The organism is Sphingomonas sp. HITSZ_GF (assembly GCF_029543155.1).
Lineage (GTDB): Bacteria > Pseudomonadota > Alphaproteobacteria > Sphingomonadales > Sphingomonadaceae > Sphingomonas.
This window is the reverse complement of record NZ_JARQXA010000007.1, coordinates 147685-167012: the sequence shown is the minus strand read 5'-3', so window position 1 is coordinate 167012 and position 19328 is coordinate 147685. Positions and strand designations below refer to the sequence as shown.

At 67.4% G+C, this 19328-nt stretch carries 22 protein-coding genes and 1 tRNA gene; 14 read left to right on the top strand and 9 right to left on the bottom strand.

Annotated features, from left to right (window positions below; genetic code table 11):
* Positions 1-49 precede the first annotated feature (49 nt).
* Both P6144_RS18615 and P6144_RS18610 read left to right on the top strand, forming a co-directional pair.
* Entirely contained in the window at positions 50-1996 is a 1947-nt protein-coding gene (locus P6144_RS18615; protein ID WP_277769311.1) for a ribonucleoside-diphosphate reductase subunit alpha, read from the top strand.
* A gap of 66 nt (positions 1997-2062) precedes the next feature.
* Entirely contained in the window at positions 2063-2440 is a 378-nt protein-coding gene (locus tag P6144_RS18610; RefSeq protein WP_277769310.1) for a DUF559 domain-containing protein, read from the top strand.
* Between the two features lie 68 nt (positions 2441-2508).
* Here the strand turns inward: P6144_RS18610 and P6144_RS18605 are convergent, their stop codons facing one another.
* Positions 2509-2772 (bottom strand): DUF2171 domain-containing protein, encoded by a 264-nt coding sequence (locus P6144_RS18605; protein ID WP_277769309.1) that lies wholly within the window; start codon positions 2770-2772, stop codon positions 2509-2511.
* Positions 2773-2873: 101 nt separating this feature from the next.
* Between P6144_RS18605 and P6144_RS18600 the strand changes: the two genes are divergently transcribed.
* From P6144_RS18600 to P6144_RS18585, 4 genes are all read left to right on the top strand, one after another.
* Positions 2874-3218, top strand: coding sequence for a hypothetical protein (locus P6144_RS18600; protein ID WP_277769308.1), 345 nt, complete (start codon positions 2874-2876; stop codon positions 3216-3218).
* Entirely contained in the window at positions 3215-3436 is a 222-nt protein-coding gene (locus tag P6144_RS18595) for a hypothetical protein (RefSeq protein ID WP_277769307.1), read from the top strand. Before P6144_RS18600 ends, P6144_RS18595 begins: the two co-directional genes overlap by 4 nt.
* A gap of 55 nt (positions 3437-3491) precedes the next feature.
* Positions 3492-4550: a ribonucleotide-diphosphate reductase subunit beta gene (locus tag P6144_RS18590; protein WP_277769306.1), complete on the top strand. Its 1059-nt coding sequence runs from the start codon at positions 3492-3494 to the stop codon at positions 4548-4550.
* Between the two features lie 138 nt (positions 4551-4688).
* Positions 4689-6278, top strand: coding sequence for a hypothetical protein (locus P6144_RS18585; protein WP_277769305.1), 1590 nt, complete (start codon positions 4689-4691; stop codon positions 6276-6278).
* Positions 6279-6462: 184 nt separating this feature from the next.
* Here P6144_RS18585 and P6144_RS18580 read toward each other — a convergent pair whose 3' ends face one another.
* A complete protein-coding gene (locus tag P6144_RS18580) occupies positions 6463-7413 on the bottom strand; it encodes a hypothetical protein (RefSeq protein ID WP_277769304.1) in 951 nt (316 codons plus the stop codon).
* Positions 7414-7614: 201 nt separating this feature from the next.
* Between P6144_RS18580 and P6144_RS18575 the strand changes: the two genes are divergently transcribed.
* Entirely contained in the window at positions 7615-8007 is a 393-nt protein-coding gene (locus P6144_RS18575) for a globin (RefSeq protein ID WP_277769303.1), read from the top strand.
* A gap of 15 nt (positions 8008-8022) precedes the next feature.
* Here the strand turns inward: P6144_RS18575 and P6144_RS18570 are convergent, their stop codons facing one another.
* Positions 8023-8511: a cytochrome c gene (locus P6144_RS18570; RefSeq protein ID WP_277769302.1), complete on the bottom strand. Its 489-nt coding sequence runs from the start codon at positions 8509-8511 to the stop codon at positions 8023-8025.
* A gap of 70 nt (positions 8512-8581) precedes the next feature.
* On the opposite strand from P6144_RS18570, the gene P6144_RS18565 reads away from it, so the two are divergent.
* On the top strand, positions 8582-8839 hold the full coding sequence (locus tag P6144_RS18565) for a hypothetical protein (RefSeq protein WP_277769301.1): 258 nt from the start codon (positions 8582-8584) through the stop codon (positions 8837-8839).
* On the opposite strand, the gene P6144_RS18560 is transcribed toward P6144_RS18565, so the two are convergent.
* Both P6144_RS18560 and P6144_RS18555 read right to left on the bottom strand, forming a co-directional pair.
* On the bottom strand, positions 8836-9285 hold the full coding sequence (locus tag P6144_RS18560; protein WP_277769300.1) for a DUF2059 domain-containing protein: 450 nt from the start codon (positions 9283-9285) through the stop codon (positions 8836-8838). The genes P6144_RS18565 and P6144_RS18560 overlap by 4 nt on opposite strands.
* Positions 9282-11345: a S9 family peptidase gene (locus P6144_RS18555; protein ID WP_277769299.1), complete on the bottom strand. Its 2064-nt coding sequence runs from the start codon at positions 11343-11345 to the stop codon at positions 9282-9284. Before P6144_RS18555 ends, P6144_RS18560 begins: the two co-directional genes overlap by 4 nt.
* A 138-nt stretch (positions 11346-11483) precedes the next feature.
* Between P6144_RS18555 and P6144_RS18550 the strand changes: the two genes are divergently transcribed.
* Positions 11484-11717: a DUF6289 family protein gene (locus P6144_RS18550; protein ID WP_277769298.1), complete on the top strand. Its 234-nt coding sequence runs from the start codon at positions 11484-11486 to the stop codon at positions 11715-11717.
* Positions 11718-11737: 20 nt separating this feature from the next.
* On the opposite strand, the gene P6144_RS18545 is transcribed toward P6144_RS18550, so the two are convergent.
* Both P6144_RS18545 and P6144_RS18540 read right to left on the bottom strand, forming a co-directional pair.
* A complete protein-coding gene (locus P6144_RS18545; RefSeq protein WP_277769297.1) occupies positions 11738-12553 on the bottom strand; it encodes a hypothetical protein in 816 nt (271 codons plus the stop codon).
* Between the two features lie 60 nt (positions 12554-12613).
* Positions 12614-13771, bottom strand: coding sequence for an MFS transporter (locus tag P6144_RS18540; RefSeq protein ID WP_277769296.1), 1158 nt, complete (start codon positions 13769-13771; stop codon positions 12614-12616).
* A 96-nt stretch (positions 13772-13867) separates the two neighbouring features.
* Here P6144_RS18540 and P6144_RS18535 point away from each other — a divergent pair, with 96 nt between their 5' ends.
* Positions 13868-14770, top strand: coding sequence for a LysR family transcriptional regulator (locus tag P6144_RS18535; protein ID WP_277769295.1), 903 nt, complete (start codon positions 13868-13870; stop codon positions 14768-14770).
* Here the strand turns inward: P6144_RS18535 and P6144_RS18530 are convergent.
* Entirely contained in the window at positions 14767-15510 is a 744-nt protein-coding gene (locus P6144_RS18530; RefSeq protein ID WP_277769294.1) for an energy transducer TonB, read from the bottom strand. The two genes, P6144_RS18535 and P6144_RS18530, sit on opposite strands and share 4 nt — an antisense overlap.
* 125 nt (positions 15511-15635) lie before the next feature.
* Between P6144_RS18530 and P6144_RS18525 the strand changes: the two genes are divergently transcribed.
* Positions 15636-15953 carry a hypothetical protein gene (locus P6144_RS18525; protein WP_277769293.1) on the top strand — a complete coding sequence of 106 codons (318 nt, stop codon included), beginning with the start codon at positions 15636-15638 and terminating at the stop codon, positions 15951-15953.
* Between the two features lie 18 nt (positions 15954-15971).
* Here P6144_RS18525 and P6144_RS18520 read toward each other — a convergent pair whose 3' ends face one another.
* Positions 15972-17036 carry a DSD1 family PLP-dependent enzyme gene (locus tag P6144_RS18520; protein ID WP_277769292.1) on the bottom strand — a complete coding sequence of 355 codons (1065 nt, stop codon included), beginning with the start codon at positions 17034-17036 and terminating at the stop codon, positions 15972-15974.
* A gap of 84 nt (positions 17037-17120) precedes the next feature.
* Between P6144_RS18520 and P6144_RS18515 the strand changes: the two genes are divergently transcribed.
* The 3 genes from P6144_RS18515 to P6144_RS18505 all read left to right on the top strand — a co-directional run bounded on the left by P6144_RS18515 (position 17121) and on the right by P6144_RS18505 (position 19322).
* Positions 17121-18917: an aminopeptidase P family protein gene (locus P6144_RS18515; RefSeq protein WP_277769291.1), complete on the top strand. Its 1797-nt coding sequence runs from the start codon at positions 17121-17123 to the stop codon at positions 18915-18917.
* Entirely contained in the window at positions 18899-19033 is a 135-nt protein-coding gene (locus P6144_RS18510) for a hypothetical protein (RefSeq protein WP_277769290.1), read from the top strand. The genes P6144_RS18515 and P6144_RS18510 overlap by 19 nt, the downstream gene beginning before the upstream one ends.
* 214 nt (positions 19034-19247) lie before the next feature.
* Positions 19248-19322 (top strand) — tRNA-Thr (locus tag P6144_RS18505).
* Positions 19323-19328: the final 6 nt, after the last annotated feature.

The following is a 19328-nucleotide window of genomic DNA, read 5'->3' as shown; positions in this document are numbered from 1 at the left end:
GCGCGTGCCCCGTGGGGCATGCCGGTATGCTTTGTCAGGGGTGAGAGTCATGGAATTCAGGGACACGGAAAACAGCGTGAACGAGACCGTCGCCGAAGCCCCGGCCGCCACCAAGGCGGCCGTCGATGATGCCGCCAAGGCCGGCACCGACAAGGCTGCGCCCAAGGCGCGCAAGAAGAATGATTCGAAAGCCGTCGCGCCGCGCGCGTTCGACGTCGAGGTCGATCATTCGCGCGACGCGCTGCTCACCGAGTTCGGCAAGGAAACGCTGCGCGATCGCTATCTGCTGCCCGGCGAATCGTTCCAGGACCTGTTCGTGCGCGTTGCCTCGGCCTATGCCGACGATCAGGCGCACGCCCAGCGCATCTACGACTATATCTCGAAGCTGTGGTTCATGCCCGCCACCCCCGTTCTGTCGAATGGCGGCACCGGCCGCGGCCTGCCGATCAGCTGCTTCCTCAACTCGGTGCCCGACAGCCTGAACGGCATCGTCGACACCTGGAACGAGAATGTCTGGCTCGCCTCGCGCGGCGGCGGCATCGGCACCTATTGGGGCTCGGTGCGCGGCATCGGCGAGCCGGTCGGCCTCAACGGCAAGACCTCGGGCATCATTCCCTTCGTCCGCGTGATGGATTCGCTGACGCTGGCGATCTCGCAGGGCTCGCTGCGTCGCGGCTCGGCCGCCTGCTATCTCGACATCAGCCACCCGGAGATCGAGGAGTTCCTCGAGATCCGCAAGCCGTCGGGCGACTTCAACCGCAAGGCGCTCAACCTGCACCACGGCGTGCTGATCCCCGATGCGTTCATGGAAGCCGTGCGCAACGGCGAGGAATGGACGCTGCGTTCGCCCAAGGACCAGTCGGAGCGCGGCAAGGTCGATGCGCGCGCGCTGTTCCAGAAGCTGGTCGAGACCCGCCTCGCCACCGGCGAGCCGTACATCGTGTTCGCCGATCACGTGAACTCGAACATGCCCAAGCATCACCGCGATCTGGGCCTCAAGGTCTCGACTTCGAACCTCTGCTCGGAAATCACGCTTCCCACCGGCAAGGACCATCTCGGCAACGAGCGCACCGCAGTGTGCTGCCTCTCCTCGCTCAACATGGAAACCTGGGACGAGTGGAAGGGCGAGACCGGGATGATCGAGGACGTGATGCGTTTCCTCGACAACGTGCTGCAGGACTATATCGACCGTGCCGAGCCGGGCATGGAGAAGGCCGCCTATTCGGCCAGCCGCGAGCGTTCGGTCGGCCTGGGCGTGATGGGCTTCCACTCGTTCCTCCAGGCGCGCGGCATCCCGTTCGAAGGCGCGATGGCCAAGAGCTGGAACCTGCGGATGTTCAAGCACATCAAGGCGCAGGTCGATCAGGCCTCGATGGCGCTCGCCGTCGAGCGCGGGCCGTGCCCGGACGCTGCCGACATGGGCGTGATGGAGCGCTTCAGCTGCAAGATGGCGATCGCGCCGACCGCGTCGATCTCGATCATCTGCGGCGGCACCTCGGCCTGCATCGAGCCGATCCCGGCCAACATCTACACGCACAAGACGCTGTCGGGCTCCTTCTCGGTCAAGAACCCGTATCTCGAGAAGCTGCTCTCGGAGAAGAGCAAGAACTCGGAAGCGGTTTGGAGCTCGATCCTCGAGCAGGGCGGCTCGGTCCAGCATCTCGACTTCCTCAGCCAGGAAGAGAAGGACGTGTACAAGACCTCGTTCGAGATCGACCAGCGCTGGCTGCTCGAGCTCGCCGGCGATCGCACGCCCTATATCGACCAGGCCCAGTCGCTGAACCTGTTCATCCCGGCGGACGTCGAGAAGTGGGACCTGCTGATGCTCCACTTCCGCGCCTGGGAGCTCGGCATCAAGTCGCTCTACTATCTCCGCTCCAAGTCGGTGCAGCGCGCCGGCTTCGCGGGCGGCGTGGAGGCCGACAACACGATCGACAAGCCGCAGTTCAACCTCGGCGAATCGACCGATTATGACGAGTGCCTGGCCTGCCAGTGAGCTAATTCCCTCTCCCTTCGGGAGAGGGAGGGAGCCGCCAAAGGCGGCGGAAGGGTGAGGGCAGAAATGCGCCTTTACGCAAACCAGCCGATTGGAACGGTTCCTCGCGCGCGGCAACTCCGCCGCGAGGCTCCCGCGCCAGAGCGGCGTTTGTTGCGGGCGCTGCGTGAAGCCTTTCCTGCCCAAAAATGGCGGCATCAGGCGCCAGTTGGCCCGTTTTTCGCAGATATTCTTTGTTTTTCGGAGGCTCTGGTGATCGAAGTGGACGGCGATACCCATGCCGATGCGGCGCAGCGCGATGCTGCCCGGACGGCGGTGATCGCTGCCGAGGGATTTCGCGTAGTCCGCTTCACCAACGACGATGTGATGCGCAATCTCGATGGCGTGCTGGCCGTTGTCGCGGCCGCGCTTGCATCGGATAAGGGTGAGGGCAGCGTCGCATGAACGCTGCCCTCACCCTTCCGGCGCTGCGCGCCTCCCTCCCTCTCCCGATGGGAGAGGGAATTGATGCCTCAGGCTTCTTCCTCGAAGATCTGCACCGCCACATCGGCATTGGCGCTCAGCCGCACCTTGTCGCCCTCGACATCGGCGACGAGGCCGAGCGAGACGTAATGATGGTGCCCGGCATGGCTGCCGGTCGCGCCTTCGATATCGGCGCCGCTGTCCTTCTTGGTGAGCTTGATCCGGTCGCCTTCGACGTGATCGACGGTGCCGACATGGACGCCGTCGGCGCCGATCACTTCCATATGTTCCTTGATTGCACTGGCGTCGGTCATCGTCATTCTCCTTGGGGGAAGGGTTCGCACGCTCAACGCGCGCCGAGGCCAAACGATGCAGCCGCCCGTGCCGCCTGTCACTCACCCGAAAGGGGGATCGCATGAAGCTCGTTCCGGCATCCTGGCGCGCCCTGCCGCTCACGGCGTTCCTGCTGCTCGCCGCCTGCGCCAAGCAGGTGCCGAGCGCGGTGCAGCCCGAGGCGCCGGGCTTCCTGCTTGGCCTGTGGCACGGCTTCATCTTCCCGGTCGCCTGGTTCCTCTCGCTGATCGTCCCCGAAGTGTCGGTCTATGCCGTGCCCAACAATGGCGGCTGGTACGATTTCGGCTATTTCCTCGGCATCTGCGTGTTCGGCGTCGGCGCCAATCGCGGCAGCCGCGTCACCAAGGTCGTCTATCGCGACCGGGTCGTCCGTCGCGGCGACACCACGGTGATCGACCACGAATGACGCGCAGCCTCGCCTTGATGGCCGGCATTGCCGGAGCCGCGGGCGCCATGGGTCTCACCACGCTGGTGAAGCCCGGGTTGGTGCGCCGCGCGCTCGGCCTGCCCGAGGCCGAGGCGACCACCTATGCGCTGCGCATCGCCGGCATGATGCTGCTCGCGCTCGGCCTGTTCCTCGGCGGCTTCGCCGCGGCCTTCACGCTGGCGGGAGGCGTCGCATGACCGCCCCGCTCGCATCCGCCCTTCAATTTCCCAAGTTCGTCACGGAGTAACCCCCATGCCGCTTCTCGAAGCCCGCAAGACCTACAAGCCCTTCGAATATCCCTGGGCGTTCGAGTTCTGGAAGCGCCAGCAGCAGATCCACTGGCTGCCGGAAGAAGTGCCGCTCGGCGAGGATTGCCGCGACTGGGCGCAGAAGCTCACCGATCACGAGCGCAACCTGCTCACCCAGATCTTCCGCTTCTTCACCCAGGCGGACGTCGAGGTGCAGGACTGCTACCACGAGAAGTACGGCCGCGTGTTCAAGCCGACCGAGATCAAGATGATGCTGACTGCGTTCAGCAACATGGAGACGGTCCACATCGCCGCCTATTCGCACCTGCTCGACACGATCGGCATGCCCGAGACCGAATATGCCGCCTTCCTCCAGTACAAGGAGATGAAGGACAAGCACGACTATCTCGCCACCTTCGGCGTCGACACCGACGAGGACATCGCCAAGACGCTCGCCATGTTCGGCGGCTTCACCGAGGGCCTCCAGCTCTTCGCCAGCTTCGCGATGCTGATGAACTTCCCGCGCTTCAACAAGATGAAGGGCATGGGCCAGATCGTCAGCTGGTCGGTGCGCGACGAGAGCCTGCACTGCGAGGGCATCATCAAGATGTTCCACGCCTTCTGCAAGGAGCGCAACTGCCTCACCCCGCAGGTCCGCGACGACATTCTCGACATGTGCCAGAAGACGGTGCGCATCGAGGACGCGTTCATCGATCTCGTCTTCGAGATGGGCCCGGTCAACGGCATGACCCCCAAGGAGATCAAGAAGTATGTCCGCTACATCGCGGACTGGCGCCTGGGCCAGCTCGGCATGAAGCCGATCTACATGGTCGAGGAGCACCCGCTCCCCTGGCTCGCCCCGCTGCTCAACGGCGTCGAGCACGCCAACTTCTTCGAGACCCGCGCCACCGAATATTCGAAGGCGGCGACCCGCGGCAACTGGGGCGAGGTGTGGGATTCGTTCGACAAGCGCCAGAAGGCCAAGGCCACGCCGGTGGCCAACGAGGATACCGGCGAAGGCGGGCCGGACATGTTCTCGAAGGCGGGGATTGCGGCGGAGTGATCCTTCCGAGGTAATCCCCGTAAATCAGTTGCTTATTATTTCAGGGAAGGGCGCCCGTCGCAGGATGGGCGCCCTTCGCCGTTTCCGGCTGCGGCGTTGCCGTAGCGCGATCTAGCGCGGATCCTGAAGGAGATCCGTGTGTTCCGTTCCGATCGCCCGAAGCAATATCCGACGTTTCGGCTGTTCCTGTTGGGAACCGCGCTCAGCATGACGGCCGCGCCCAGTGCCTGGGCCCAATCAGCCGGAGGCCAAGGCGGCGCGGATCCGTTCACGGCGGCGGGATTGGATCCTGGGCAGAAGCCGCCGGCCGGCACTCAGGACGTCAAGTCGGCGAAGGATCGTGCTGCGGAAGACCTTGAGAAGCAGCAGGAAAAGAACAACCGCGTCAACAACATGATGCAGAACCTGCGCGACGGGAAATATACGCGCGGCGCCGGCCAGGGGGGCGCGGGTGGCGGTAACGGCGCTCCGGGGACCACGCGCGCGGCGCCGGGCACCGCGGAACGCTCGCAGGCCCGCGATGTCGCCGATTACGGCAGCGAGGAGGACGCGAAGGAGCCCGCCTCGGACGGCGTCTTCATCCGTGACCGCACCAGTTCGGCGGGCACCGTGGTCAACGGCTTCAACATCGACGGCTTCACCGACGAGCCGATCTGCGTGCCCGACCACACGGACGAAGGCGAGCAGCGCAAGATCGCGGAACTGCAGAGGGACCTGCGCGACCTGGCCTATACCAAGGCGCATGATGCCGAAGCCGGCAAGGACCAGGAGGAAGAGCTAAGCGAAATCTACGGCAATGAAGCGGAGGAGCATGCCGAATGCAGCCGCGAAGTGGCCGCCTATGCGCGTGCGAAGGGGCGCCCGATCAAATCCCGCATGGCCAAGAATGCTCCGGACCTTAAGGGCATGATCAAGCGCGGCAAAACAGACGGCGGCGCCGGCGATATCAAAGCCTTCGGGCCGGATATCGACCTCACCAACCCTGTGGTTGCCGGCTATGTCGAAATCATCGACGAATATTTCAAAGCTGCCAATCAGCGCGAAGAAGCGATCTACGATCCACGTTATCCGCGGGATCAGGTTCGCGACGCGCGCTACGAGGAGATGGTGCGGGAACTCGAAGCGTATGAGAAGGCGCACGCCGATCAGATGAGCGCGTCCGAGTTCAACAAGATCTACGATCAGCTTTCCGCAGAACAGAAGCGCGTTGTGGATGCTTCGCGCGCCAATCGCCTCGAAGCGGCCAAGGGGAAGGGGCCGCTTACCGACGCCGAACGCGCCCAGCTCGATAAATATAATCAGGAGCTCAAGGAAAAGACTGCGCGCCAGCAGGAAAACAAGCGGGCTTACGAAAAGGACCCCAGTCCGGAGAATTTCGAGCTGTGGAACCGCGGCGGCTCCGAGATGCGCGAGCTGCAGGACAATGCCTATTTCCAGGAATTGAATGCACGCATGGGCCTGTACGACAAGCCCGCCGTAAAGGCGCCACCGAAGCCGACGGGAAGCAAGTCCGGCCCTGCGGCACCGACCGAGGCCGAAAAGAAGCTTATGGAAGCCTCGAACGAACTCGTTGAATCGTCGAAGAATGACCGGCCAGGCAAGCCGGCACCCAAGGTGCAGACCGCTCCTCCCGCGACGGCTGACCCTCTCCCGCTTCCGCTACCACCACAGCGCAAACCGCCTGAGGTGAGGAACCCGTCGCCCACGAAGCGGGGATCGGACGGCTAAGCTCAGTCACCGGGCTTTCGGTCCCGGTTTTGCCGGGCGAGGCGCGCAGCAGGCTTTCCAGCCGCCGATCCGGCCTAGGCGGATATGGCGAGCATTGCCTTCGCGCGCTCCGCGCCTCTGCGCGAACACCCTCTTCTTCCGGCCTTCGCGTGGGAAACCGCCCTCGCGTCGCCGCGCGATAAACTCACGCCCGCTTGCGCGCCTTGGCCTCGCCGTGATCGCACAGCGCCGCCTCGCCCTCGCAGATCAGCCGGTCATAGCCGCTGCCCGGGCAGATCGCATGCGCGGTGAGGATCGCCGGGGTCAGCGCCTCGAGCCCCGAGCCGCGCCGGTCGAGCAGGCGCTTCACCGGTCGGCGCGAGCCGGCCCAGCTCTGGTGGCCGGTCTTGAGTGCCGGCGGCGCGGTCACCAGCAGGCCCACCGGCCGGTAGTCGGCGATAGCGAGCTTGGGGAACACGCCCTTGGCGATCTTGCGCGCCCAGCCCGGCGTATTGGGGCTGAGCGGCAGATGCGGCACGACGTCGCCCGGCATCTCGTAGCGCAGGCAGGCGATGCGGGTGCGCTCGTAGCTGGCGGCGAAGTCGGCATTGCCGGCGCGCGCCGCGGCGATCGTCGCCACGCTCACCGGCAGGTCGCTCCATTCGCCCACGCTCGACGCGCGCATCGCAGCCAGGTTGGCGAGCGCGCCGCCCTTGGAGTGGCCGGTCACGAAGAGGTGGCGCCGCGCCTTGCGGTCGAGCAGGCTCTGGTCGAGCATTGCCTGGATCGCAGTGCGCACGCCGGGGCCGCTGCCCGCGTCGCTCCACAGCCGGCGCATCGATTCGGCAAAACCGAAATGCACGCCGCCGCCATAATGCGAATCCTCGATGCACAGCGAGAAGGCATCGTTCAGCCAGTCGAGCACCACGTCCCAGCCGTCATGCGCGCCGCCGAAGAAGGGCGGGAGCGAGCCGCGAAAGGCGACGACCACGCCCTCGGGCGTGCGGCCGACCAGCGCCTGGTCGATCTGGCGCTGGCCGAGCGCAGTCTCGCGGCGCACGACGAAGGGCGCCTCGATCCAGCCGACATTGCGGCCCTGGACGAGCATGGCGGGCTGATAGGCCTGGCTCGATGCGTAGAGCAGGCGGCGTTTCATGCAGTCGTGCATCGGCAATACTCCCCGAACCTGCGCCTCTTGAACCGGCGCGCAGCGCACAGGCAATTATGGTTAACACCGCTCCGTAGAATCGCGAAGCCGCGCTTTCCGGAAGCTGAACCGCCCGGTGCGCCGGATTGGGACGCCCGGCGATTGACGGCGATCAAGGTGGACTCGGCGCGCGCGGGGCAGGGCGTCAGCATGAGCGAAGCCACGCCCTTTGAGCGGATCGGCGGCGCGGCGCCGGTGCAGGCGCTGGCGGTCCGCTTCTACGCGCTGCTCGACAGCGACCCCGCCTATGCCCCGCTCCGCGCGGTGCACGGCCCCGATCTGGCGCCGATCGCGGTGTCGCTCGGCCAGTTCCTCACCGCCTGGCTCGGCGGCCCGCGCGACTGGTTCGCCGAGCGCCCGGGCACCTGCATCATGCGGATGCACCGGCTGCTCGGCTTCCCGCCGGCGCTGGCCGATCAATGGGCCTCGGCGATGCGCGCGGCGATCGCGGCCGATCCGGCGCTCGACACCGATCTCGGCCGCCAGATCGGCGACACGCTCACCCGCATGGCACATGCCATGGCGGTGGCGCCGGAGGGCTAGGCGCAGGCGCCGGGGCTAGTGGGCCTGGGGCTTGCGGTAGCTGTCGTGGCACGCCTTGCAGGTCGCCCCGACTGCGGCGAACTGCGCCGCGAAGCCGGGCTTGTCGCCGGCCTTGGCGAGGTCGGCGAGCTTGGCGGTGGCAGCGGCATAGTCGGCGGCCTTGGCCTCGAAGCCGGCGCGGTCGCTCCAGATCGCGGGCAGCGCGTCCGAATCGGGGGCGGTGCTGCCGGCGGGGAACAGCCCGGGCAGCGCGCTCGCCCAGCGCGAGAGCGCGCGGGCGGCGAAGGCAAGCGTCTTGGGGTCGTCGCCGCGCTCGACGCCGGCCTTGATCTGGCCGACGAGCGCGGCGGACATCAGGAACGCCGCCTTGCGCCCGGCAATCACGTCCGCGGTCGGATCGGCGGCAGCGGGGACGGCGGGCACCGCATGGCTGCCATGGGCAGTGGCGGCCGCGGTGGTGAGCAACGCCGTGGTGGCGCCGAGCGCGAGCAGGTGAATGCGCATGGGTCTTCTCCCTTGGTCGGAGACGGCCAGGCTAGGCCCGGCCGCCCTTCGCCGCAACGGGGGGACAATCATGTCCATTATGGACATGGTCGCCCCCGAAACGGAGGCGCTATCGGCTATTCTGCCGGGCGTGGCAGAAGGCGAAGCTCCTCGGGTCGAACATGCATGCGAACGTTGCGGCGGCATTGCCGTCACCCGCGATGCCTGGGCCGAATGGGACGTTAGTGCCCAGGCCTGGATCCTCAGCGAGACGTTCGATTTCGCCTTCTGCCACCAATGCCACCGCGAGACGCGGCTGGTGGTGCGGACTTTGGGGACGGGCGGCTAGCGCGGGGTGCAGGCCTTGCCGGTCTTGGCGCAGAATGCCTTGCGGGCATTCTCCTGGAAATTGGGGTCGCCCACCGCTTCCATCGCGCCCAGGATCGCGCCGGGCGTCGCGGCGCGCCAGCGCACCGCGGCAGGGCTCTCGTTGAAGGCAACCAGCGCCCTGAGGTCCTCGATCGACAGCGTCTCGGCGTAGCGTCGGCCCATCGCAGCCATCAGCCGGGCGGTCTGGGCCTTGCCGGTTTCGTCGGCGGTGGCGCGCAGCGCTGCCTTGTCCGCATCGCTGAGTTCGGGGAACTTGGCGACCAGCTTCTCCCGCTCTTCGGCGACGATGTTGGGGATCAGCGAGGACAAGGTACCGGTCTCCGCCAGGCGCACCCCCAGCGCCAGTGCCTCCGGCGTCGGATCGGCGGGGACGGCGAGCAGCGCAAGGGCGAGGATCAGGCTCATGCGGTCATTCCCAATTGCCACAGGACGAACGCCATCTCGTCGGCGGCTTCCTTCAGGCTCTCCCAGCGGCCCGACTTGCCGCCATGGCCGGCGCCCATATTGGTCTTGAGGACGAGGATGTTGTCGTCGGTCTTGGTCGCCCGCAGCTTCGCCGCCCATTTGGCGGGCTCCCAATAGGTGACGCGTGGATCGTTGAGCCCGCCCGAGATGAACAGCGGCGGATATCCTTGCGCGGTGACGTTGTCGTACGGGCTGTACGAGCGGATCAGCGCGAAGGCCTCCGCATCCTCCACCGGATTGCCCCATTCGGGCCATTCGCCCGGGGTGAGCGGCAGGCTCTCGTCGAGCATCGTGTTGAGCACGTCGACAAAGGGCACGTCCGCCACGACCACGCCCCACAGCTCGGGGTCGGAGTTGATCACTGCGCCCATCAGCTCGCCGCCCGCCGAGCGCCCGGCGATGGCGATGCCGCCCTTGTGGGTGAAACCGCGGTCGATCAGCCCCTTGGCCACGTCGACGAAGTCGTTGAACGTGTTGGTTCGCTTGGTCAGCTTGCCGTCGAGATACCATTGCTGGCCAAGGTCGTCGCCGCCGCGGATATGGGCGATGGCGAAGGCGACGCCGCGGTCGAGGAACGAGATGCGGCTGGTCGAGAAGCCCGGCGGGATCGCATAGCCATAGGCGCCATACGCATAGAGATAGAGCTTGCCCGTCCCGTCCTTCGGGAAGTCGTTCGGGTACACCACCGACACCGGTACCTCGGTCCCGTCGCGCGCCGCGATCTTCAGCCGCTCGGTGCGGTATTTGCCCCCGTCATAGCCCGACGGGATCTCCTGCACCTTCAGCGTCTCGAGCGTGCCGTCGGCGACATGATAGTCATAGACCGTGCCCGGTGTGACCATCGACTCATAGCCGATGCGCAGCTTGTCCATCGCATATTCGGGATTGTCGCCCAGCCCGGCGACATAGCTTGCCTCGGGGAATTCCAGTGGCACCGGCGCGATGGCGGGATCGTAGCGGTGCAGCGCGATCTGATCGAGCCCGTCCTCGCGCCCCTCGACGATGAAGAAATCGGCGAAGCAGGTAACGCCGGTCATGTAGAAATGCGCCGACGGCCCGATCCGCTCGGCCCATTCGCCGGGATTGTCGACCGATGCGGTCACCAGCCGGAACTGCGGGTCGATGTCGTTGGTGTGGATGAACAAAGTGCCATCATGCTCGTCCACGTCATATTCGCGGCCCGGCTTGCGCGGGCTCACGCAGACCATCGGCTTGGACGGATCGGCGGGGTCGAGCAGATAGACTTCGCTCGTCACATGGTCGCCGGTCGAGATCAGCAGATATTTGCGCGACTGGGTCTCGCCCACGCCGACGCGGTAGCCCTCGTCGGCTTCCTTGTAGAGCTCGACATCGCTGTCCACCGGCTCGCCCAGCTTATGCCAGCGGGCGTTGTCGGTGCGCCAGTTCTCGTTCGCCAGGCCGTAGAGAAAGCCCTTCGAATCGGCGGTCCATACGATCTCGGAAAGCATGCCGGGGATGATGTCGGGCAACAGCTCGCCGCTTTCCAGGTCCTTCACCCGAACCTCGAACCGCTCCGATCCATTGTCGTCATAGGCATAGGCGAGCAGCTTGCCGTCGGGGCTGACCGAGAAGGCGCCGAGCCGGAAATACTCCTTGCCTGCGGCCAGCGCCGGCTCGTCGAGGATCATGACGTCGGCACCGCCGGCGACGGGCTTGCGCCACCAGCGCGGATATTCGCCGCCGGTCTCGTAATCGGTCCAGTAGAGCCAGTCGCCGTCCTTTTGCGGCACGCTCGATTCGTCTTCCTTGATTCGCCCGCGCATCTCCTTGAACAGCGTGCCCGAAAGCGGCTTGAGCGGCTCCATCACAGCCTCGAAGAAGCGGTTCTCCTCCTCAAGATAGCCAAGCACGTCCTTGTCGGTGACGGTGGGATAGGCGGGATCCTTGAGCCAGGCCCAGGGGTCCTCGATCGTGACGCCGTGCGTGGTGAAGCTGTGCGGGCGGGTGGCGGCGACGGGCGGCTTGGGAAGATCGGTCATCGCACCGACCTAGCGAGCCGCGCCCCCTTCTGTCGAGCATCGCCATGCGGGGCAGACCCAACCGCTTCCGTTGCTTCTCGCGTTGCCCGCCATCCGCGCTCGTGATCCCCTCGCCACCGCATCCATGGAAGGGGAAGGATGATGATGTTGAAGAAGACCGCGATCGCGCTTGCCGCGCTGGCGTTGCCGTTCTCGACCGTGGCCGGCGCCGCGTCGATCCCCACCTATTTCGAAGTGCGCTTCTACAGCGACAGCATGATGACCCAGGAGATCGGCGGGTATATCTGGAATTGCGACGGCTCGATCGTCACTTGGGGCGATGTCTTCACCACGCCCCATTACACCGAGGTTTCGTACGACTGCCCCGAATAACCGGGCCGGCGGCGCGCCGCTCAGCGCGGCTCGCCGCGCTTGACCAGCATCACCCGGAACGCGGCGGCACCCTTCACCGGCACGCCGGCCGGGTTCTTCGCCGGGGTGAACAGCTTCTGCCCGATCAGCGGCTCGCAGCCGAGCTTCTCGACCTGCGCGTCAGCCTTGGCGTCCTCGCGCTTGCAGCTCTCGATGCGTCCGTCGGTGGCGACGGTGACGCGGTAGAGATAGTCGATCCCCATGCTCGTGGAGGTGGCGGCCAGGCTCAGTTGCTGGCTGTTGCTGAGCCAGCGGTCGCGCTCCTTCAGCGCCACCGGCGGGGTGCCGCCCGGATCGAACTGCGACGGATCGGCGCCCCATTCGACGAGCTGGTCGGCGATGCACTGGCGCAGCGCGGCCACCGCTTCGCGCGCGCGGGGAATGTCGAAGCGGGCCAGGCTGCCCGAATCGCTGCTTGCCTGCACGCTGCGCGCCGCCGCGAAGCTGTCGAGCATCGTCGGCGCGAAGGGCGCGAGCTGCAGCACCGGCCCGGCCGCCAGCTTGCCCGCCGGCATCGCGGTCGCCTCGATCGGCTTGGCGTCGTCGAAACGCAGTTCCGCAGTGAAGCGCGCGTCCTTGCTGCGCTCGGGCACATCCTTGCCGCTCACCAGCACGACGAAGGCGTCGATGCCCGGCACCGTCCGCACCGCGAGCAGCGCGGGTGCCGGCGCCGTCACGCCGCGAACCAGCGAGCATTCGGCGGGCGAGACCTTCACTTCCCATTTGCCGGTACTTTGCGCGGCGGCGGCGAAGGGCGTGGCGACGAGCAGTGCTGCAGGCAATATGGTGCGGATCATGGCAAAGCTCCCTTTGCGAAGCCGCCACTCTCCGCAATCGGGCCCGCCAGCGCAAGCCGGTCAGGCGAGCGCCGCAGGGCGCCGCGCCAGCCGGGGTGCCAGCACCATCGCCAGCCCGGCCAGCGCCATCGCCGCGCCGGCGAGCGACACGGCGGGATAGCCCAGCCCCTCGCGGATCACTTCGCCGCCCAGCGCCGCGCCGATCGCATTGCCCAGGTTGAACGCGCCGATATTGGTGGCGGAGGCGAGGTTGGGCGCGTCGTGCGCGGCGTTCATCACCTGCATCTGCAGCGGCGGCACCAGCGCGAAGCTTGCCGCGCCCCAGACCGGCAGCAGGATCAGCGCGGTCGGCAGCCAGGTCGAGCCGAAGGCATAGAGCACCAGCAGCGCGGCGAGCACCGCCAGCGTCGTCACCAGCGCGCGCGTCACCGAGCGATCGGCGAAGCGCCCGCCCAGCCAGTTGCCGGCGGTCAGGCCGATGCCGAACAACACCAGCGCCAGCGTCACCCAGCCGGTGGTGGCATGCGCCTCGCGCAGGATCGGCGCGATATAGGTGAACACGGTGAACATCGCGCTCGATCCCACCGTGGTGAGCGCCAGCGCGAACAGCACCGGGCCGCGGCCGAGCACGCGCAACTCTGCCATCATGTCGGCCTCCTTCTCGCCGGGGAGCGCCGGGACGAACAGCCGCAGCGCGAGCATCGTCCCGACGCCGATCGCGGCGATGCCGGCGAACACCGCGCGCCAGCCGAAAGCCTCGCCCGCCCAGGTGGCGAGCGGCACGCCGCCGATCGTCGCGATCGTCAGCCCCATGAACATGGTGGCGATCGCGCCGGCGCGCTTGTCGGGCGCGACCAGGCTGGTCGCCACCACCGATCCGACGCCGAAGAAAGCACCATGGTTAAGCGAGGTGACGATCCGCGCTGCTAGCAGCATCGCATAACTGTCCGATGCCGCGGCCAGCAGGTTGCCGAGCGTGAAGATGCCCGCCAGCGCGATCAGCAGCGTCCGCCGCGGCACGCGCCCGGTGGTGAGCGTCATCAGCGGCGCGCCTACCAGCACGCCGATCGCATAGGCGCTGACCAGCAGGCCGGCAGTGGGGATCGAGACGCCCAGATCGCCCGCGATCACCGGCAACAGGCCCATCGGGGTGAATTCGGTGACGCCGATGCCAAAGGCACCGATGGCAAGCGCGGTAAGGGCGAGGCGGGGACTCATGATGCAGCTCCGATTTGTGCGGCAACGCAAATGGACGGGCAATGCGCTTTGCGGTAGAGGGCTGCGAGGCGAAACATCTGTGCGTGGAAATCATAAATGACGCGTGCCATGGCCGATCGCTCGGGCGAAATGGAGGTCTTCGTCACCGCGGTGCGCGAGGGCAGCCTGTCCGCTGCCGCGCGCCGGCTCGACCTCACGCCCTCGGCGGTCAGCCGCGCGCTTGCCCGGATCGAGGCGCGGCTCGGCACGCGGCTGATCACCCGCACCACGCGCCGGCTGGTGCTCACGCCCGAAGGCGACGCCTATCTCCATGCCGCCCAGCGCATCCTTGCCGACATTGCCGAGGTCGAGGGCGCGCTGGCCGATCAGGCGGCGCCGCGCGGCCGGCTGCGGGTCAGTGCCTCGCTGGCGCATGGTCGGCTGGCGATCGTGCCGCTGCTCGGCGAGTTCGTCGCGCGCTATCCGGGCATCCTGGTCGACATCAACCTGAGCGACATGCTCGCCGATGTGGCTGGCGGCCGCGCCGATGTCGCGATCCGCTTCGGCCCGCTGGGCGACAGCCTGCTCACCGCGCGCAAGATCGGCGAGACCGGCCGGTCGGTGGTCGCCTCGCCCGGCTATCTGGCACGCCGCGGCACGCCCCGCATTCCCGAGGATCTGCACGGCCACAATTGCCTGAACTTCAACTTCCGGCGGGCCGAGCCGGTCTGGCCCTTCCGCCAGGACGGCCGCGACACCGCGCTGCGCGTCGGTGGCAATGTCGAGGCGAACAATGGCGAGACGCTGGTCCAGCTCGCGCTCGACGGCGTCGGCATCGCCCGGGTGGGCAGCTTCAACGTGGTCGACCACATCGCCGCGGGGCGGCTGGTGTCGCTGCTCGAGCCGTTCAACCCCGGCGACCGCGAGGACATCCACGCAGTCTATGTCGGCGGCGCCACCCGGCCGGCGCGGGTGCGGGTGTTCGTCGATTTCCTGGTCGAGAAGCTGGCGGGGCGCTAGCGGTCCGGTCGGTCGTACAGCTCCCACGCCTGCTCGCCGGTCACCGTGTCCGGATAGGGGCGGCCGCTGGCGTCGCGGCTGGGGGCGTAGCGGAAGCGCTTGAGGATCAGCCGGCAGGTGGTTGCGTCGAGATCGGCGTTGCCGCTCGATCGGGTCACGCGGCAATCGGTCACCCGCCCGTCCACGCCCACGGTGAAGCGCATGCCGACAATGCCTTGCGCCCCTGCCTCTGCCGCTGCCTTGGGATAGTCGCGCCCGGTGATGTCGCCGCGCAGCAGCCGCAGCACGGTGCCGCCGCCACCGCCCGCGCCATTGCCGCGCCCGCCGCTGCCGGTGCCGTCGCCCACGCCCCCCGCGCCGGTGCCGGGGCCCGCGACCGGCGCATTGCCCGAGCTGGCGTCGCTGCCCTGGGCGGGCTTGGGCGCGGCGGGCAGGGGCGGCGGGGTGGGCGCAGGTACCGGCGCCACGACTTCGGTGGCGCGCGAGACCTTGTTGGGCGGTGACGCCTTGCCCTCCGCCTTCGGCGCCGCGCGTTTCGGCTCGGGCTTCACTTCCGGCTCTGGCGGCGGGGGCGGCGGCACGGTGAATCGCAGCAGCTGGAGCGCCGGCACCTGCGCGCCGCCAAGCCGCACGCTCAGTCCGCCCACCAGCAGCCAGCCGAGCAGCGCGACCATCGCCAGCGCGCCGAGCGCACCGCCCAGCCGCTCGCGCGGAGTAGAGATGCCGGCGCGCCGTTCCATGCCGGTTCAATGCCCTGTCCAGCCCGAACGATCCGATGAACGCATTGTTGTTTTCGGTTCATGCAACCCTCCGGCCTGCGTGCAGGTTGTGCCGGCATGTTCCTGATCAACGCAGGAGGAGTGACATGCGTAAGATGATTGCAACGCTCAGCGCCTTCGCGCTGGCCATGCCTGTCGCGGCCGTTCCGACGGCCCCCGCTTCGGCCCAGTCCCACTACAAGGGCAAGTCGTCCAAGTCGCGCGCCTATTACAAGAAGTGCCGCCGCTCGCCGGGTACGGCGGGCCTGATCGGCGGCGCCGCGGTCGGCGTGCTCGCCGGTCCCGCGATCATCGGCCACGGCCTGCTCGGCGCCGCAGTCGGTGGTGTCGGCGGCGCGCTCGGCGGCCGCGCGGTCGATCGCAGCATCACCGCGAAGAAGCGCTGCTATTACGTCCGCCGCTAGGGTCCGCAAGGACCCGGGCTAGGTGGAACGGCCCCTGGCGGTCACCGGCCACGTGCCGGTGACCGTCCCGCCCTCGACCAGCCAGTAACGGTCGTACAGATTTACCGTCGGGTCGCAGTGCGGCGGAACGAGCGTGACTCGCTCCGCCAGGACCGGCAGGCCCTCGCCGATCAGCGCACCCTGCTCGTCGCCCAGGAAGGCGAAGCGCGCGGTGCCGGTCGCGACCACGGGCACCCCGGCATCGGTGGCGAAAGACTTCAATCCCGCATCGATCGTCACCATGCCGGGCGTGTTCGCGCTCACCACGGTGGAATCCACCCACAGCGCCTGTTCGAAGCTTGGCCCCGCCAGCTCGCAATCGCGATATTCGCGGTCGAGGAAGATGTAGCTGCCCACCTGCAGCTCGGTCAGCACCCCCAGCTCGGCGTCGATCGCGAAGGTGCCGGTGCCGGCGCCTGTCACCACCGGTATCGCGAACCCGGCCGCCGCCAGCGCCGCCAGCACGGTGCGGAGATAGTCGGTCTTCTCCACGATCGCCGCATGCCGATCCGCGAAGGTCGTGATGTGCTGCTCGGAGCCGCAATAATATTGCACGCCGCCAAGCGTCAGCCCGGCCTCGACGATCACGCCGGCGAGCGCCACTGCGGCCTCGGGCGAGGTCACGCCGGTGCGATGCTTGCCCGGATCGACATCGACGAAGATCGTCGCGCCGCATCCCGCCAGCGCGCGCGCCACGTCCGGATGGTCCGCCACCACCGAGAGCCGGATTTTCGCCGCCAGCGCCGCCAGCCTTGCGATGCCGCCTCTGGTCACCACCGGCGAGGTCAGATGGATGTCGCCCACCCCGTCTTCCGCCAGCGCCTCGGCCTCGCCCAGCTTGGCGCAGCAGATGCCGACGGCGCCCGCCGCGATCTGCCGGCGGGCGATCGCGCCGCTCTTGTGCGTCTTGGCATGCGGCCGCAGCGCCAGGCCGCGTGCCCGGGCATAGTCGGCCATCGCCGCGATGTTGCGGTCCATCGCCGCCACGTCGAGCAGCAGCGCAGGGGTGGCCAGGTCGGCGCGGGGCAGGGGGAAATCGCTCATCGTCGAACCGATATCCCAGGATGTGACTTTTGCCGAATATCGGCGCAAAGCAGCCCCATAGAGTCCAGCTAAGAGTGAGTTCCGATGTCCAGCTACGCCGACCGCCTCAAGGCACTTCGCGAGCAATTGAAGCGCGACCGTCTCGACGGGTTCGTCGTCCCCCTCACCGATGAGCACATGTCCGAATATGTCGGCGCCTATGCCCAGCGCCTCGCCTGGCTCACCGGCTTCCAGGGCTCGGCCGGCACCGCGGTGGTGCTGCCCGAGGCGGCGGCGATCTTCACCGACGGGCGCTACACGATCCAGGTGCGCCAGCAGGTCTCGGCGGACCAATGGGAATATGTCGGCGTGCCCGCCACCAGCGTTTCGTCCTGGCTCGGTGCGCATGCGCCCGATGGCGGCCGCATCGGCTATGATCCCTGGCTGCACACCCGCGCCTGGGTCGAGGAAGCGAAGAAGGCGCTCGCCGAGAAGGGGGCAGAGCTGGTCGCGGTCAACACCAACCCGGTCGATGCGGTCTGGCCCGATCAGCCGGCGCCTTCGGATGCTACGCTGGCGGTCCAGTCCGACGACCTTGCCGGCAAGTCCTCCCCCGCCAAGCGTGCCGAGATCGCCGACTGGCTGGCCGAGCGCAAGGCCGACGCCGTCGTCCTCTCCGCGCTCGATTCGATCGCCTGGGCGTTCAACATCCGCGGCACCGATGTCAGCCACACGCCCGTGGCGCTCGCCTATGCGATCGTGAATGCCGACGGCACCGCCGATCTCTTCGTCGCCGAGGCGAAGGTGACCGACGACGTCCGCAAGCATCTCGGCAACGCGATCCGCATCCATGATCGCTCGGCCTTCGCCCCGGCGCTCAAGGGCTTTGCCGGCAAGCGCGTCGCCGCCGATCCGGGGAGCGCCGTCGCCGCGGTGTTCGACGCGCTCGATGCCGGCGGCGCCAAGGTGCTCTCGCTGCGCGATCCGGTGATCCTCGCCAAGGCGATCAAGAACCCGGCCGAGATTGCCGGGCAGAAGGCTGCCCAGGCGCGCGACGGCGCCGCGCTCAGCCGCTTCCTGAAATGGTTCGAGGAAACCGCGCCGCAGGGCGGGCTCACCGAAATGTCCGCCGCCGACAAGCTCCAGTGGTTCCGCGAGCAGACCGGCATGCTCAAGGACCTGAGCTTCGATACCATCTCGGCGACCGGCCCGAACGGCGCGATCCCGCACTACAAGGTCACCGACGAATCGAGCCTGCCGATCGAAGTCGGCCAGCTCTATCTGGTCGATTCGGGCGGCCAGTACGCCGACGGCACTACCGACGTGACCCGGGTGATGCCGGTGGGTGCGGCGAGCGAGGAGATGAAGGACCGCTTCACCCGCGTCCTCAAGGGCCATATCGCCATCGCCACCGCGATCTTCCCCGACGGCACCACCGGCGCCCAGCTCGACAGCTTCGCGCGCCGCCCGCTCTGGGAAGTCGGGCTCGACTATGGGCATGGCACCGGCCACGGCGTCGGCTCGTATCTGTCGGTGCACGAAGGGCCGCAGCGCATCGCCCAGCCCTTCTATCCGGGCGGCCAGAGCCTCGAGCCGCTGCGTGAGGGCATGTTCCTGTCGAACGAGCCCGGTTACTATAAGGCGGGCGAATTCGGCATCCGCATCGAGAACCTGGTGCTGGTCACCAAGCAGTTGATTTCGGGCGCGGAACAAAAAATGCTCGGCTTCGAGACGCTGACCTTCGCGCCGATAGAGCGAACGCTTATTTTACCATCCCTGCTAACCGAGCAGGAACGCGCCTGGCTTAATGGCTATCATGCTGAAGTACTGCGGATTTTGGGGCCGCAGCTGAGCGGGGACGAGTTGGAATGGTTAGAAGCGAAATGCGCAGCTATCGGCTGATGTGGTTCCTGGCGGGCGCCGTCACGATGGCGATGTATCTGCTCGGGCCGAACGCGATCATGCGCAATGCCTATGACACGGCTCAGGGCGTGTCGCTCTGGTTCGGCTCGCTCTGAGAATCGGAAGGCCGGGCAGGCGCGGCCTGTTCGCGCGCCTGTGTCTTCCGCTTTCGCAGATTCGCCCGCAACGCTTCCGCCAGCCGGGCTTTCTTTTCCGCTTCGCTCATATTCCTGCGATAAACCGCCTTTCGGCGGGTTGACAATCGGTCCTGCCCAAGCACATAGGCGCGCTCCCGCTTGGGACCCGGCACTGCCGGTTGGTCGAGCGAGTGCTGCCGTAGCTCAGTGGTAGAGCGCATCCTTGGTAAGGCTGAGGTCGTGAGTTCAATCCTCACCGGCAGCACCACTCGCC